The sequence below is a fragment of the Gardnerella swidsinskii genome, assembly GCF_003397705.1.
In the GTDB taxonomy this organism is placed as follows: Bacteria; Actinomycetota; Actinomycetes; order Actinomycetales; family Bifidobacteriaceae; genus Bifidobacterium; species Bifidobacterium swidsinskii.
The window spans coordinates 13,193-28,511 of record NZ_QJVB01000005.1; the positions used below are offsets into that span (position 1 = coordinate 13,193).

13 protein-coding genes are annotated in these 15,319 nt (G+C 41.2%); 9 read left to right on the forward strand and 4 right to left on the reverse strand.

All coding sequences use genetic code 11. The annotated features are described in order from the left end of the window. Window positions 1-54 precede the first annotated feature (54 nt). Genes D0T18_RS06070 through D0T18_RS06085 form a run of 4 tightly spaced genes read left to right on the forward strand, consistent with a single transcriptional unit; the run spans window position 55 to window position 4,284 of the window. On the forward strand, window positions 55-960 hold the full coding sequence (locus D0T18_RS06070) for a carbohydrate ABC transporter permease (protein WP_012914542.1): 906 nt from the start codon (window positions 55-57) through the stop codon (window positions 958-960). Next, the gene (locus D0T18_RS06075; RefSeq protein ID WP_004108195.1) at window positions 960-1,781 is read left to right on the forward strand and encodes a carbohydrate ABC transporter permease; all 822 of its coding nucleotides are present in this window, start codon (window positions 960-962) and stop codon (window positions 1,779-1,781) included. Before D0T18_RS06070 ends, D0T18_RS06075 begins: the two co-directional genes overlap by 1 nt. 32 nt (window positions 1,782-1,813) lie before the next feature. Then, complete coding sequence (locus D0T18_RS06080) at window positions 1,814-3,193, forward strand: glycoside hydrolase family 13 protein (RefSeq protein WP_004108193.1); 1,380 nt, start codon at window positions 1,814-1,816, stop codon at window positions 3,191-3,193. 29 nt (window positions 3,194-3,222) lie between these two features. Beyond that, entirely contained in the window at window positions 3,223-4,284 is a 1,062-nt protein-coding gene (locus D0T18_RS06085) for a LacI family DNA-binding transcriptional regulator (RefSeq protein ID WP_004108190.1), read from the forward strand. Window positions 4,285-4,399: 115 nt separating this feature from the next. Here D0T18_RS06085 and D0T18_RS06090 read toward each other — a convergent pair whose 3' ends face one another. After that, complete coding sequence (locus D0T18_RS06090; protein WP_004108189.1) at window positions 4,400-5,926, reverse strand: aminotransferase class I/II-fold pyridoxal phosphate-dependent enzyme; 1,527 nt, start codon at window positions 5,924-5,926, stop codon at window positions 4,400-4,402. A gap of 283 nt (window positions 5,927-6,209) precedes the next feature. Between D0T18_RS06090 and D0T18_RS06095 the strand changes: the two genes are divergently transcribed. Further along, the gene (locus tag D0T18_RS06095) at window positions 6,210-8,246 is read left to right on the forward strand and encodes a cation:proton antiporter (protein WP_033888413.1); all 2,037 of its coding nucleotides are present in this window, start codon (window positions 6,210-6,212) and stop codon (window positions 8,244-8,246) included. Window positions 8,247-8,294: 48 nt separating this feature from the next. After that, window positions 8,295-8,552, forward strand: a complete 258-nt coding sequence (locus D0T18_RS06100; RefSeq protein WP_076003106.1) for a hypothetical protein — start codon at window positions 8,295-8,297, stop codon at window positions 8,550-8,552. 35 nt (window positions 8,553-8,587) lie between these two features. Here D0T18_RS06100 and D0T18_RS06105 read toward each other — a convergent pair whose 3' ends face one another. After that, window positions 8,588-9,370: a nitroreductase family protein gene (locus tag D0T18_RS06105; RefSeq protein WP_004108178.1), complete on the reverse strand. Its 783-nt coding sequence runs from the start codon at window positions 9,368-9,370 to the stop codon at window positions 8,588-8,590. A gap of 66 nt (window positions 9,371-9,436) precedes the next feature. Then, window positions 9,437-9,892 carry a DUF4235 domain-containing protein gene (locus D0T18_RS06110; RefSeq protein ID WP_004108175.1) on the reverse strand — a complete coding sequence of 152 codons (456 nt, stop codon included), beginning with the start codon at window positions 9,890-9,892 and terminating at the stop codon, window positions 9,437-9,439. A gap of 169 nt (window positions 9,893-10,061) precedes the next feature. On the opposite strand from D0T18_RS06110, the gene D0T18_RS06115 reads away from it, so the two are divergent. From D0T18_RS06115 to D0T18_RS06125, 3 genes are all read left to right on the forward strand, one after another. Continuing rightward, the gene (locus tag D0T18_RS06115) at window positions 10,062-10,772 is read left to right on the forward strand and encodes a histidine phosphatase family protein (protein ID WP_033888412.1); all 711 of its coding nucleotides are present in this window, start codon (window positions 10,062-10,064) and stop codon (window positions 10,770-10,772) included. Between the two features lie 186 nt (window positions 10,773-10,958). Further along, window positions 10,959-12,374, forward strand: coding sequence for an ABC transporter substrate-binding protein (locus D0T18_RS06120; RefSeq protein ID WP_116440683.1), 1,416 nt, complete (start codon window positions 10,959-10,961; stop codon window positions 12,372-12,374). Window positions 12,375-12,646: 272 nt separating this feature from the next. Beyond that, on the forward strand, window positions 12,647-13,987 hold the full coding sequence (locus D0T18_RS06125) for an ABC transporter substrate-binding protein (RefSeq protein WP_004108164.1): 1,341 nt from the start codon (window positions 12,647-12,649) through the stop codon (window positions 13,985-13,987). Between the two features lie 154 nt (window positions 13,988-14,141). Here D0T18_RS06125 and D0T18_RS06130 read toward each other — a convergent pair whose 3' ends face one another. Next, window positions 14,142-15,155 carry a LacI family DNA-binding transcriptional regulator gene (locus tag D0T18_RS06130; protein ID WP_033888411.1) on the reverse strand — a complete coding sequence of 338 codons (1,014 nt, stop codon included), beginning with the start codon at window positions 15,153-15,155 and terminating at the stop codon, window positions 14,142-14,144. Between the last annotated feature and the right edge of the window lie 164 nt (window positions 15,156-15,319).

Genomic DNA, 15,319 nt, shown 5'->3' on the forward strand with positions numbered 1-15,319 from the left:
GAATGAAATAAAGTTGGCTCAGCTATCGGAGTTCTTTGCATCAAGGAGTATGTAATGAAAAAACGTCATTTTCTCAAGTCTGCGCACAGGCACTACCAGAAAGATCAGGTAATTTGTGCTGCGGTATTCTTGTTGCCAGCAGTGCTTATTATTGGTGGTTTCGTGCTGTACCCTGTGTTGTCTGCTGTATATATTTCACTAACATCGTGGGATGGATTCTCTCCAGAAAAGAAATTTATTGGCTTGGAAAACTATGCTCGTCTTTTCCAAGATCCTGAGTTTTTCAACAGCTTAATGGTAACAATTATTTATGCTGCTGGTGTATGTGTATTAAGTGTGCTGACTGGATTGTTGCTCGCGCTTTTGCTTGATGCACCTATACGAGGTAGGAGTATTTATCGTAGTATTTACTTCCTTCCAGTGGTTACATCTTCTGTGGCTGCAGCCATTGTGTGGAAATATATGCTCGATCCTTCTGGATTCGTGAACAGTGTGTTGATGAAATTCAATATACACGGACCAGATTGGTTACAAAATCGCTGGCTTGCGCTTATTGCATTAATTCTTTTGACCGTGTGGAAAAATATTGGTTTTAACGCTATTTTGTATTTAACTGCGTTACAAGCATTGCCAAAAAGTGTGTATGAAGCGGCTGCATTAGATGGAGCTACTGGGTGGCAAAAATTATGGAAGATTACTTTCCCATTGCTGTCTCCAATGACGTTTTTTGTAGTAGTTCAGGCATTGGTGACGAGCTTCCAATCCTTCGACCTTGCATACATGCTCACGGGTGGTGGGCCTCGCGGAGGCACGGAAGTGCTTGGCATGATGATGTATCGGGATGCGTTCAAGCTTGGTGATTTTGGCTATGGAACAGCAATAGCGTTTATTACACTTGCGCTAGTGCTAGGCGTGACGATGGTTCAATGGAAAGTTTCTGGAGCACAAGGAGAAGAATAATGAAATCATCATTATGGTCGCGTTTGGCGCGTCATGCGATTCTGATTTTAGGTTCAGCAACAGTAATCATTCCATTTTTGTGGATGTTCACTACTTCTTTGCAAATGCGTGCTGAAACATACACGAATACTTCAATTTTTCCTACATCATGGCATTGGGAAAACTATATTCACGCTTGGCAAGCTGCGCCGTTTGCACAATATTACTGGAATACGCTATTGATGACGGTAGGAATTGTTGTAGGACATTTAATATTTGATGCCTTTGCTGCCTACGCTTTTGCGCGCTTAGAATTTCCTTTGAAGAAAACAATATTCATTCTGCTGCTTTCTGCATTGATGATTCCTAATTTTGTGATTGTTATTCCGTCCTATGAGATAGTCGCTAATTTGGGGTGGGTTGATACGCTGTATGCTTTGGTTGTTCCTAGACTTGCAGATGTGTTTGGCATTATTTTACTTCGCCAATATTTTGCAACAATTCCTCGAGAGCTTGATGAGGCAGCGCGCATTGACGGTTGTGGCAGGTTTGGAATATTCTTCAAACTGATTGTTCCATTGTCATATCCAGCGTTTGCGACGCTTGGTATTTTCAGTTTTCTCTTTGCGTGGAATGATTTCCTTTGGCCGTTATTGGTTACGAATACGGATGAAACTCGTACAATCCAGATTGGTTTAGCATCCTTCGTAGGGCGTTATGGAACCTCTTGGAATTATTTGATGGCAGGAACTTTGACTGCAACAATACCAAGTATCATTGTGTTCCTTTTCTTCCAACGTGCGCTCGTTAGAGGAATTGCAAATACGGGTATGAAAGATTAGAAATTGTAGAAATATTAAGGATGGGGTTTATTATGTCTATACCACAGTGGTTGCCTGATGCAAGATTTTATCAGATTTTTCCTGATCGTTTCCATCGTTGTGAAGGCTACGGTATGCTAACTGAAGGTCATGTGCCGCTTGATCCATGGGATGCTGAGCCTACGCGTGAGAATTTCTTAGGCGGTAATATTGCTGGAATTACAGAAAAACTTGATTATATTCATGATTTAGGTTGCAATGCGCTCTATTTGAATCCAATTTTTTCTGCTGCAACAAATCATCGTTATGATGCAAACGATTATTTTAAAATCGATCCACTTTTAGGAACTCTTGAAGATTTCCATACATTAGTAGATGAAGCGCATAAGCGGAATATACGTATAGTACTAGATGCAGTTTTAAATCATTGTGGTAAAACTCATTGGATGTTTCAAGATGTTGTTAAAAATGAAGAGAATTCAGAATATGTGAATTATTTTTCAGTGAAAAACTTTCCAGTTAAGTCATTGCCTGTGCCTAATTATAAAACCTGTTCTGGTTGTGAATATCTACCGAAGTGGAATGTGTTTAATCCAAAGGTGCGTGAGCATCATTTTAATGTTGCAAGATATTGGATTGATCAAGGTATCGATGGTTATCGTCTTGACGTTCCATATTTTATTTATCCAGAATTTTGGCAGGACTTTAGGCAAGTTGTTAAAGCAAAAAATTCGGAATTATGTTTGATAGCTGAAGAGTGGAGAGACCCTGCTCAATGGTTGCAAGGAGACACTACTGATAGCACAATGAATTATACTCTGCGTGATTTAGTTTTAGGTTTTACTGCGACAAAGCGATTCAATGCATACGATTTTGTTAACGGTATTAACCGTTTGCAGGAGCGCATACCGTATGGATATCACCATGGAATGATGAATTTGTTGGGTAGCCACGATACTGAGCGTGTTTTAACTGCGCATCAAAATAATACTGAGGATTGCATAACCGCGTACTATTGCATGTTTGCCTGCGAAGGTGCTCCAATGATTTATTACGGTGATGAGCTTGGTATGGTTGGCGATAATGATCCAGGGTGCCGTTCTGGTATGCAGTGGGATAGTCTTGATGCAAATGCTGAAATATTCCGTACAATTGTTCAATTAAATGCATTGCGGCGTGATCATATTGCGTTGCGAAGAGGCACGCAAAGTTGTTACGCTGTTGACGAAGATACTGTCATTATTTCTCGAGAGCATAAGGAAGAATCTCTTTTGATGATTATTTCACGTAATAATTTGGTAGAATATAATTCATCGAAGCTACCTCAACAATTGCAAAATCATAATTGGCGAATTATAAATGGTGTAACTGTTGGAAATAGTTGGCGCCCCAATAAAGATAATTCTATGATTGTATTGCAAGCTCAACAGTAAAAATAATGTAGAAGTAAGAAGTGTGAGACATGGGAAAGAAAATTACAATGCAGGATATTGCTGATGCAGCGCGTGTCTCTAAATCTGCTGTCTCCTTTGCGTATAATACTCCTGATCGCTTATCATCAGAAACTGTAGAACACATATTTTCAGTTGCAAAGGAACTAGGATATGTGCGTAATCCTGTTGCTTATATGCTGCGAACTCAAAAGACAAATAGTTTGGGATTGTTACTACCACAGCAATTAGGGCGAGTGCTAGAAAATCCATACTATTCGGAATTTATTCAAGGTATTGGGCAAATCTGTGAGCGAGAGGGACTGACGCTTCTTTTAGTGCCTCCACTTCGTAATTCTATGTTAAAAGCAATTCCTTATGCTGCAGTTGACGGTTTTATAGTAACTGGTTTAGAAGAAGATCGTGGTGAAGTTGAAGCTCTTATGCAGCAAGGAAAGCCATTTGTTATTGTTGACAGTGAGGTGCATAGTCAGGCTCCAAGTATCAATATTGATGAGACGCGCGCTATGAAGGAATTAACTGAGCATCTTATTTCATTGGGCCATCGCAATTTTGTGGTGATTTCTCCAGAATCAGGCAATGATGATGGGTATCTTTCTTGGCATGGAACAATTCGTCGCCGTATTGATGGTGTGATTTCTGCTTTAGAAGAGAATGGAATAGCCCCACTGGTCGATAAGAAAAATGTTATTGAAGTGCCATGCACTCGTGCTGGAGGAAAAGAAGCTTTTGCACAAATAACTAAACAAAATAATTCTGCATTCCCAACTGCGTTCATCTGCTTTAGTGATGTTATTGCGTTTGGAGTAATGGATGCTGCTAGACAGTTTGGTTTGCAAATCCCACGTGATATTTCTGTTACAGGTTTTGATGATCTAGATGAGTCTGCATGTAGTAATCCACCGTTGACAACAGTTAAACAGCCTGTTACAACTAAAGGACGTTTAGCTGCTGAATATATAGTAGAGACTTTGAATGCTGGGTATGAACGAGCATCATCCCGTCACGTATGTCTACCTATTACTGTGCTGCTGCGTGAGTCAATTGGCCCAGCAGCATCTATAAGAGAATAGGCTGCGTAGTAAATACTTTGATTCCTTCCTCCTATGAAAAATATAGTGCCACGTTAAGTTTTTTTTAGCGTGGCACTATATGCATAATTTTTTTGTTTATATAAAATTATTTTTTCTACTGGCGATAGTAGGAGAGGAAGTTAGAGAGTTTGCTCATTGCGTCGCGAAGCGTTTGCAAGCGCGGCAAGTAGACTACGCGGAAGTAGCCTGGAGTCTGCCAATTAAAGCCTTTGCCGTGCACAATCAGCAACTTCTGATCGCGTAGCAAATCAAGAGCAAACTGTTCATCGTCGTGAATGTTGTATCGACTTGGATCGAGCTTTACAAACATGTAGAAAGCAGCGTCTGGCCGCTCAACGCTTACGCCATCCATCTCTTGAAGCGCGTTATAGCAATACTCGCGCTGCTCATACACGCGTCCGCCTGGCTCCAAATACTTTTCAACGCTCTGGTATCCGCCCAAAGCAGTCTGAATAATCGACTGCGCAGGAACGTTCGAGCACAAGCGCATATTAGACAGCATATTAAGACCCATAATGTAGTCGCGAGCCTTGGATTTATCTCCCGAAAGACTCATCCAACCAATACGGAAGCCAGCAATCATATGCGACTTAGAAAGTCCGCTGAAAGTTACGCAGAATATGTCTGGAGCAAGAGAAGCAATCGAAATATGCTTCTTGCCATCCATAACAAGACGGTCGTAAATCTCGTCTGCAAAAATAATCAAATTAAACTCGCGCGCAATCTTAACAATCTCTTCCAAAACTTCGCGACTATACAGCACACCCGTAGGATTATTTGGGTTAATAATCACGATTGCTTTAGTGCGAGACGTGATTTTAGAGCGAATATCGGCAATATCTGGGTACCAATGCGACTTTTCGTCACACATGTAGTGCACAGGAGTACCGCCGGCCAGGCTCGCGCACGCAGTCCACAGAGGATAGTCCGGGCTTGGGATAAGAATCTCGTCGCCGCAATCAAGCAGCGCTTGCATAGAAAGATTAATCAGCTCGGAAACTCCGTTTCCAGTGTAAATATCTTCCATTTGCACGCCTGGAATGCCCTTAAGCTGATCGTATTGCATAATCGCCTTGCGAGCGGAGAAAAGCCCACGACTATCCGAGTAGCCTTCGCAGTCAATAAGCTGCTGTTGCATGTCGTAAATCACTTCGTCTGGAGCGCGGAATCCAAAAGGCGCAGGATTTCCAATGTTGAGCTTTAGAATATGCGTTCCGTTCGCTTCCATGCGGTTTGCTTCTTCAACAACTGGGCCGCGAACGTCATAAAGCACGTGCTCGAGTTTGGTTGATTTGTTGAAGGTTCTATGTTTGAGTGTTTGGGAAAGTTCAGCTTCCGTAAGCTGTGGCTGATTTAATTGTGGTTCTTCTGCAGACTGGCAGTTCTGCTCGATTTTTGCACAAGAATGACCGCCTTTGATTCCGTCGCCGCTGATTCCAAGAATTTCAGCTAGCATGTTACGTACGTCTTTGCGAGGCTCGGTTTTGCCGCTTAAATACTGGCTTAACTGGCTTTTGCCAAGCTTATGACCGTTTTTTGCTGCAAGCTCGATTACGTCAATCTGCTTGTACCCCTTACGCTTCATAGCTTTTTTAAGCTCATCAGCAAAATTCTGTGCCATAATCTGTCTTTCTTGTAAAATCGGCATTTATAAATTGAACAAGTTTATAGCAAAGTTCAAAATATAAGTATTAAATTGAACTATTTATATTTTTAGTGATGATTTTACGCGCAAATTTGTATTTTGCAAAGTAAAAATTGAATTTATTTTGAATTTATATTGAACTTTTGAACAAGTTCCTCTTTATTTTTAAATTATTTTGCATTTCAATAGATTTTATATTAGTTGCCATGTTTCGATAAGCTGAAAAATAAGGTAAATAAATAGAGGAAGTTATAATAGTATGCCAGTTTTTGAGCTAATTCTGTACATCATGGCGGTTGTAGTGCTGTCATCATTCTTGGAACGTTTTATACCGAGAGTTTCAGTGCCGCTTGTGCAGATAACCATGGGTGTTATAGCTTCAGAACTGCCTTTCTTCCCAAACGTTACTCTCGATCCAGAGCTTTTTATGATCGTAATTGTTGCGCCTTTAATTTATTTTGAATCGCGTGAGATAAATAAGTTAGCGTTATTGTCTTCATTTAAATACTCAGCAACTCTTGCTGTTGGTTTAGTACTGGCAACTATGGTCGCAGTTGCTGTGCTTTTACCTGCAATATGGTCATTTATACCGATTGCCGCTGCAGCTGTGTTAGGGGCAGCTTTGGGACCGACTGACGCTGTGGCAGTAAGTGCGTTAAGTCATGAAGTATCGCTTACTGACAAACAATTTAGCGTACTACAGGGTGAATCACTGTTTAATGATGCGTCCGGAATCGTAGGCTTCCAGTTTGCAGTTCTTGTTGCTGCGTCTGGTGTTTTCGATATCACGCCAGCACTAAGCAGTTTTGCATCAAAATTCTTTGGTGGAATTGCAATTGGCGTATTTGTAGGATTAGCTGCAAACTGGCTTTTTGAAAAGATTAGATCTTTAGGTTGGGAAACTACAAAAACAAGAATATTAATGGAACTATTTTTGCCGTTCCTGCTCTACATGGGTGCTGAAGGTGTTGGCGCTTCTGGAATGCTAGCGTTAGTTACCGCAGGATTACTAGCAAGATTTGATCGTTCTGGAGTAGGTCCGAATGTTTCGCGCACTAATATTGTTGCCAATAGCGTGTGGAGTGTTCTTTCGTTTGGGCTGAATGGTGCAGTTTTTGTTCTTCTTGGCATTGCTTTGCCAAAAGTTGTAAGTTCAAGTTGGAATGATTATGGTGTTAATAACCTGTTGCTTGTGGCTATTATTGCTGTAACGTTGCTTGCGGTTGTTGGCATGAGGTTCTTATGGATGGTCACCATGGTTCGCATCGCAAGATCTTCTCAATTCCAATTAACAGGCGGATTAAAATCTGCTGTAATTATGACTTTAGGTGGAGCAAAAGGAACCTTAACTTTAGCGTTAATGTTCACATTACCGGTGAAGTTTCCACTTAGGAATGAACTTATTTTTATATCGGGAGTAGTGATCGTGGTTACGCTACTTATGGCGAACTTCTTGTTACCCATGATTTCTCCCAAAAAGAACGATACTGAACTTGAGGAAGTTACTCCTATTGCCATTGAAGTGCTTAGACGTACGGTTGAAGAATTAACCTCTAGTATTACTAACGAAAATCGTCGTGCAGTATTGTCTGTTGTTGACTCTTATACCGAACGAATTGAACGTTTAAAGCAAAATATTGGGCATAGAGACTCCAAAGAATATTTGGATTTGCGCATTGAAACTCTTAACTGGGAAAAAGATTATATTAAGCAGCGTTTGCGTAAGCTGAAGCAAGCTTGTTCTTTATCGAAACAGGAATTGCTGGAGGTTGAAGCTTGTGAGCGTCTGTTGGATCAAATTATGAATTCTTTACGTCACATTCACACTGATAGGCAGTTGGGAACCCTCATGTGGCATGTTCGCGGAAGGTTAAGAGCATTACAGCGTCGTATTGGAACAGTCATAATGCGAGTAAGTAATATGATTCGCAGAACAGCTCCACTCTTACAAGAAGACGTTATTTTTGTGCATATTCGTCAGTTGCATATTGAAGTTATTCAGCACGTTATTGAACGACTATATAATGTCATGAGCAATCAGGAATACGCAGCTGAGTACTGTTCTGCACTTTTGCGCGAGTACAGGAGTGTTGAACGATTGTTGCGTTCTAGACCTAATGTGAGCTTGAGCGTGCGTTTAATCGAAAATATTGAAGAAGTAAAGCGTGAAAGTTACGCAATAGAGTTACGTATAATTCATGACATGTACGAAGATGGGGATATTACGCGAATGCAAGAGCGGCAATTGCGCAATAACGTGTACGTTATGAACGTTGATGCTAACGTGGATATGTAATTATTGGACGTATCATAAACTGTTAAGCGGTTTGCTACCATAAAAGCTATGTATTTCTTTACTCCGAGGCGCTGCGAATCTACCCAAAAAATCATGTACAAGAATAAAGGGCAGGCTCTTATGGCAGCGGAGCAAAGTTTGCGAGAGCGTGGAACACAGTTATGGGTTTATGCTTGTGAATATTGTGGTTGCTGGCATTTGACACATAAAAACCCGGTAAATCGCATGTATTCCGATATGCGCTCGCCATCCGCAAGCACGAAGCCTAAATCTAGAAAGCGCGGGTACAAGCCAAGACGGCGTTAAGTTAAAACGGCACTAAATTAAAACGGTGTTAAATCTTATGCGACATTAAAACCTTGCCTTGCAACCTGCTCAACATCTTCTGCTTCGTGTTTTTTGGCAATATCGTCTGCTGCTATAGCAAGAATTTGCGCGCTGAAAGCGTCAACCGGTCTGCTAGTATTTCGCAAATCGTAATATTGATGCACGCGATTGTCGAAATCGGCAAGATTCTCTAGTAATTCAGCATCGTCAGCAGGGTAAGTGTTTTCAAAAATCTGCATGCTAGTACTCATGCGCGGCTTTAATTCCGGATTTTGTGCAGGCTTACCAATTGCCAAGCCGAGCACGGGATACGTGTATTCAGGCAAATTCAAAATATCAATAAGCTGAGTTCTACTGTTCAAAATTGAACCGAGGATTACGCAACCAAGACCCAAAGATTCCGCGGCAGTTTCCATGGTGTGAAGTGCCAAAATGACGTCGTTTTGAGCTTGAGTAAAGCGGTAACGAGTTTTAAGCATAAATTCGTCGCTGCCTGTATCGATGCCATTTTTTTGTGCAATTGCAGCGTTTCTGTGCTGGTCAATAATAAAAACGTACAACAGCGGAGCTGTAGCAATATATGTTTGATTGCCAATTTCGGAAAGCTTCTGCTTAATTGAGCTATTCGTAATTTTAATCGCTGACCAGTCGTTCAAAAACTGGCTGCAAGCAGCGCGTTGAGCCACGGTTTCAAGAGTCGCGACTGTATCTTCGTCAATTGCTTCGTTGCAAAAAGCGCGAATAGATCGGCGGTTCAGTAGAGTATCAATAGTTTCGTTGTGACGTAAGTTTTGCACGTTATTCTTATTCCTTACTTTCCTTATTCTTCGATTATTTCTGCATTTAGTTTCATTTGTTCAAAATTAGAATTTATTTTTTCGAAACTGTCGCTTTCTTTGCCTTCGCGCAACATAAGACAAGGTTCCGTGACTTACTAAGCGACCAACAAGCGTAGTAAGAATCGCAGAAAATACTGCAAACCCAAGAGACATTAGCAATGGTTCTTCTTGCTTAACACGTTGCTTTTGTGTGATTTTTTCTTTAGAAAGATTGTTAGGACGATTATTAGAGTTTAAATTGATTTTTCTAGTATCAACATGTTTTTCCCATATTAAGTGCGCAATCTGCCCAGCTATAAACGTTGCAAAAGACGGAAGTGCGGCTTTAAGCAACGAATCTCCTAAAGTATTTGGATTTTTTAATCGGCGCTCGCGAAGCGCATCAATCTTACGATTCGCTGCATTCAGTCGTTGTACGGTAGCTTGAGTCGCACGATGGTTTCGTTGAGTTTTAGTATTAGCCGATGATAATTGCGTCATATTTTCTATGTTAGTGGTAACGAAATACCAATTTTGGCGGTACCATGGAACAGTAATCTTGATTTGCGGCAAAGTGGCTGCAAGTTAAGAAATGCTTACGTAAAGCAATCGTGCTGCTAGGCGTCCAGTGCGATGTGTGTACATGGCGCTGGTGAGGAATGTGAAGACTATGCAAAATAACGGCACTAAAGAATCCTCTCAGAAAGAATGCTCGAAGCAGGGTTGCTTGGTGTTACTTCGTCACGGTCAAACCGCTTGGAGTGTGTCTGGTCAGCATACTGGGCGCACGGATTTGTCTCTTACTGAAGTTGGTGTTGAGCAAGCAAAAGAGGCTGGTGCTAGATTGCAGTGTGTGTTCACAAAAGGTTTTGATGAGGATTGTGTGCTTGTAAGCCCGCTTCGTCGCGCGCAGCAAACAGCTCAGTTTGCTGGATTTGCTTCGTATACAATTTGTGATAGCGCGCTGGAGTGGGATTATGGTGCTGCTGAGGGTCGCACGCGCGCTGATATTTCTAAACTAAGTGGAGTTGAGGCGTGGGATGTGTGGAAACATGGTCCTAAAGTTCTTCCTTCTCACATGGTTAGTGATGCTAAAGAAGTGCTTCCTAGTGGAGAGACAGTGGATGTGCACAGGACTTCTGGAGAAAGCTTGCAAGAGGTTTCGGATCGTACTCAAAAGATTATTGATATGGCAATGCCTAAATTGAAATTAGGTAAGGACGTGCTTGTTGTTGCGCATGCTCATGTGTTGCGTATTCTTACTGCGCGCTGGCTTGGAGTAAACCCAGATTTTGCGCGACTTCTTCGTATGGATACCGCGCATTATTCTGTGTTGGGCACGTATAAAGGCGACAATGTAATTGTGCATTGGAATTGTTGAAATACGGTTTAAAATTTCAGATATTTCCATATATTTTAGTGCGATTTGCGCAAATTTTTTGCAAAGATATTTATATATTTGAGTCTTGCGTTTGCTGTAATATTAGTTCACTACGGTGATTTAAATAGTATTCAATAGCAGTAATTAGTTAGTTCGTAAGAGATTAGCAGTATATGGAAAGGTTCGATGATGAGTCGTTCGGTTAAGTCGATTATTGCGCTAGTGGTTTGCGCTGTTTTGGCGGCTTGTGCGTTTACTGCTTTTGGTTTTTCTCAGTCTTTTGGCGCAAATGCCGATAGGTCTGCTAATGGGAAGGTTATTTTCTTCAACTTGAAGCCTGAAGCTACTGCTATGTGGGAAGAAGTTGCTAAAGAATACACAAAACAGACTGGTGTTACAGTAAGCATAGTTACGCCAACTGGCGGTCAGTATGAAAAGAGACTTAAAACCGAAGTTGAGAAATATAAAGATAATCCAGATAGCATGCCTACGTTATTCCAGATTAACGGTCCTGTTGGCTACGCTAACTGGAAGGATTACACTGCTGATTTAACTAATTCCCCTCTTTATACGCAACTTAGCAATAAAAATCTTGCTTTTATGGATAACGGTAAGCCGGTTGCTGTGCCATATGTTACTGAAAATTACGGCTTGATTTACAACAAGGCTTTGCTTGCTAGGTATGCGGATCTTAAAGATGCAAAGTTGCAGCCAGAAGAAAACGGCAAATCTTTTGAAGATCAAATAACTAATTTCGCTGCGTTGAAGGCTGTTGCAGACGATTTGCAAAAGCGCAAGGATGAGCTTGGTATTGACGGTGCTTTTGCGTCCGCAGGTTTTGATTTAAGCTCCGACTGGCGTTTTAAGACGCATCTTGCAAATATGCCTTTGTATTATCAATTCGTTAAGAATAACGTTAATGGTCAGCCTCAGTCAATTAATTACGACTATGTTGATAATTTCAGGAAGATTTTTGACCTTTATATTTCTGATTCCACAACTCCTGTAAGCCAGTTAAGTACTAAAACTGGCGAGGATGCTGTTTATGAGTTTGCTCTTGGTAAAGCTGTGTTCTACCAGAATGGTACTTGGGCTTGGGGTGATCTTTCAAAAGCTGGCATAAAGCCTGACGATGTTGGCATGCTACCAATTTATATTGGTGCTAAGGGCGAAGAGAAACAAGGCATGGCTACCGGTTCGGAAAATTATTGGTGCATTAATAAAAAGACTTCAAGGCGGAATCAGGAAGCAACTAATGCCTTCCTTAATTGGTTACTTACTACAAATTATGGTAAGGATGCTTTAGCTAATAAAATGGGCTTTGCTGCTCCTTTCAAAGGTTTCCCTAAAGCAGAAAATCCTCTAGTTCAGGCTGCTGTTGATTACACTGCTAAGCCTGGCAAATTGCCTGTTAAGTGGGTGTTTGTTACTATGCCATCTAACGGTTGGAAAGACGATGTTGGCTCTGATTTGCTTACATACGCTCAAGCAACAAAAGACGGTATGACTTCTATTGGCGCTAATAAGGCATGGGCTACTCTTAAATCCGCGTTTGTTGATGGCTGGGCTAAGGAATATAAGATTGCTCATGGGCAGAGTTAGTTTAATTAAATAATTTGTTTTGAACTATAATCCTCAAGGGGTTGCACAATCGTTTGCTAAATTGTTGTGCAATCCCTTTAATTATTGCCAAAAATACGTGCTAATTTTATCGAATATATTAGTGGGTGGTGTTTTTATAATGACACGCGTCAATTTACTTATGCTATCGTTTGCAATATTGCAGCAGTTGAGGCATAATAAATATTGTCGATAAGGACACCGAGAGGTGTGGCAGTCCAATGACGGGATTGTCGGCATAGGAGAAAGGTTCGATGATGAATCGTACAATTAAATCAACAATTGCACTGGTAGCTTGCTCGGCAATGGCTTTTGGCGCGCTTGCAGCTTGCGGATCCTCCTCAAGTGACAGCTCTGCTAAAGGTAAGGTTTACTTCTTGAACTTTAAGCCAGAAGCTGCAGATCAGTGGAAGGAAGTAGCTAAGGCATACACCAAGAAAACAGGTGTTGAGGTTAAGGTTCAAACTGCTGCTTCCGGAACTTATGAGCAGTCTTTGAAGAGTGAAATCAGCAAGGGTAATGAAGCTCCTACACTCTTCCAGATCAACGGTCCAGTTGGTTACGCAAGCTGGAAGGATTACACTGCTGATTTGAAGGATACTGAGCTTTATAGCCAACTTCAGAACAAGGATATTGCTTTGAAGGATGGAGATAAGGTTGTTGGTATTCCATATGCAATGGAAACCTACGGCTTGATTTACAACAAGGCTTTGCTTAAGAAGTACACCGAGCTTAAGGATGCTAAGGTAAAGTCTGCTGAAGAAATCAACTCCTTCGATAAGTTGAAGGCTGTTGCAGATGATATTCAAAAGCACAAGTCAGATCTTGGCGTTGAAGGCGCCTTTACTTCTGCTGGTTTTGATTCCAGCTCTGATTGGCGTTTTAAGACCCACCTTGCAAATCTTCCTTTGTACTATGAGTTCAAGGAAGATCATGTTACCAAGCAGCCTGCAAAGGTAAAGGGTAGCTTCCTTGACGGTTATAAGAAGATTTTCGATCTTTACATTACTGATTCCACTACACCAGCAACAAAAATTGGTTCCAAGACTGGTGAAGATGCTAATGCTGAGTTCTCCCAGGGTAAAGCTGTGTTCTACCAGAATGGTACTTGGGCTTGGGGTGACCTCTCCAAGGCTGGTATGAAGGCTGAAGACCTTGGTATGCTTCCAATTTATATTGGTGCTAAGGGCGAAGAGAAGCAAGGCTTGGCAACTGGTTCTGAGAACTATTGGTGCATCAACGAGAAGACGTCTGACGCTAACAAGAAGGCAACTAAGGACTTCTTGAAGTGGTTGCTTACTTCCGATGCTGGTAAGGATGCTTTGTCTAAGAAGATGGGCTTCACTACTCCATTCAAGAGCTTCGCAGATATCAAGTCTGACAACCCATTGACTCAGGCAGCTGTTGAAGATGCTAAGTCTGGTAAGACTCCAGTAAGCTGGAACTTCACCGTAATGCCATCTGATAACTGGAAGAACGACCTCGGCTCTGCTTTGCTTGAGTACGCTCAGGGCACTGGCAAGTGGGATAAGGTTAAGACAGCGTTTGTGGATGGTTGGGCTAAAGAATATTCTCAAGCTCACGAAGATGACTAATAAACAAACAGACGTTACACCTGCTGACGTAAGCAAGCAAAGGTGACGTAAGAAAATCCGCTAGGATACTGGCACATCACAGTGCTAAGTCCTAGCGGATTTTGTTATTTCGATATTTTGTTATTTCGATATTTTCTAGAAAACTATAAAAGGTCTATTCTTTTAATAATGCAGCTGTGCTTGAACGCACAATAAGTTGCGCTGGAACAATGCGATACTGATCTTCAACTTTCTCTGCGTTTATAAGCGCAAGCGTGATATTTGCCGCAGTAGAAGCAATATCAACTGGATCCTGTCTAATAGTAGTTAAGCCAGTTTCATGCGCGTAAAAACTATCGTCAAAACCAATAATTGACACATCTTTTGGAGTAGAATACCCGCTGCGTGCAAGCTGAAACATAAGCGGTATTGCAATACCATCTTCTTGGCATGCAATTGCTGTTGGCATAATTGAACTTCCAAGAAGCATAGAAACTATGGCACTTATGCGATCAGAATTAGCAGGTGCCACAATTTCTGTAGGTGTGATCCCGCTATTTTGGCATTCATCAATAAAAGAATGGTAACGTTGCAATACGCTGAAATGTAGTGAAACGTCACGAGTTGTGCGCACATATGCAATATTGCGATGCCCTAAACCGATTAAGTGGCGTGCCATAAGTCTTGCACCTTGGTCATCGTCAATATTGATAGTCGCGTCAAAATCGCATTTTTGTGGATATAAGCAGTTTATGCCAACAATTGGCACGCCTGTTGATTTAAGTTGTGCGATTTCGTTGGTATTTACGTCAAAGGAGCACACAACAACGGCGTCAGCATTACGTCTAGTTGGGAGCATTGTGAAAAATTCACTACGCTCTTTACTGCTGGAAATCTGAAAAATAGACAAATCATATCCAGCTGTGTGGAATACTTGATTCAATCCTTGAATAATAGATGCAGAAAACCATAGACGAATTTGATCGCTAATCAATAAAGCGATGCGCAAGGTTTTACCAGATTTTAGTGCTGCTGCAGATTTCGAAATAGAAAAATTCAATTGTTCGGCAATGGCCAATACTTTATTGCGAGTGGATGCAGATACTAAGTTTGGTCGTGTAAATGAACGCGACACAGTAGAAACTGACACATGAGCTTTATTCGCTACATCTTGAATATTTGCCGACATGTGAACTCCTTTATTCGCGTATAACAAACGTGTAGCACAGCCTTGTGTTTAATTGTTTAGTGCGAACTTTTATAGTTCGAAACAAACAAACGTTTGCAGACATTTCTATTTTAGCAAATTTTGCTGGAATGCCAACGATAATAAGCAATTTTTTTAAAACTAAA

Coding starts and splice junctions, on each gene's coding strand:
- D0T18_RS06115 (WP_033888412.1), top strand. CDS start 10,062: ATGCAAAATAACGGCACTAAAGAATCCTCTCAGAAAGAATGCTCGAAG.
- D0T18_RS06100 (WP_076003106.1), top strand. CDS start 8,295: ATGTATTTCTTTACTCCGAGGCGCTGCGAATCTACCCAAAAAATCATG.
- D0T18_RS06090 (WP_004108189.1), bottom strand. CDS start 5,926: ATGGCACAGAATTTTGCTGATGAGCTTAAAAAAGCTATGAAGCGTAAG.
- D0T18_RS06075 (WP_004108195.1), top strand. CDS start 960: ATGAAATCATCATTATGGTCGCGTTTGGCGCGTCATGCGATTCTGATT.
- D0T18_RS06095 (WP_033888413.1), top strand. CDS start 6,210: ATGCCAGTTTTTGAGCTAATTCTGTACATCATGGCGGTTGTAGTGCTG.
- D0T18_RS06070 (WP_012914542.1), top strand. CDS start 55: ATGAAAAAACGTCATTTTCTCAAGTCTGCGCACAGGCACTACCAGAAA.
- D0T18_RS06110 (WP_004108175.1), bottom strand. CDS start 9,892: ATGACGCAATTATCATCGGCTAATACTAAAACTCAACGAAACCATCGT.
- D0T18_RS06085 (WP_004108190.1), top strand. CDS start 3,223: ATGGGAAAGAAAATTACAATGCAGGATATTGCTGATGCAGCGCGTGTC.
- D0T18_RS06130 (WP_033888411.1), bottom strand. CDS start 15,155: ATGTCGGCAAATATTCAAGATGTAGCGAATAAAGCTCATGTGTCAGTT.
- D0T18_RS06125 (WP_004108164.1), top strand. CDS start 12,647: ATGATGAATCGTACAATTAAATCAACAATTGCACTGGTAGCTTGCTCG.
- D0T18_RS06120 (WP_116440683.1), top strand. CDS start 10,959: ATGATGAGTCGTTCGGTTAAGTCGATTATTGCGCTAGTGGTTTGCGCT.
- D0T18_RS06080 (WP_004108193.1), top strand. CDS start 1,814: ATGTCTATACCACAGTGGTTGCCTGATGCAAGATTTTATCAGATTTTT.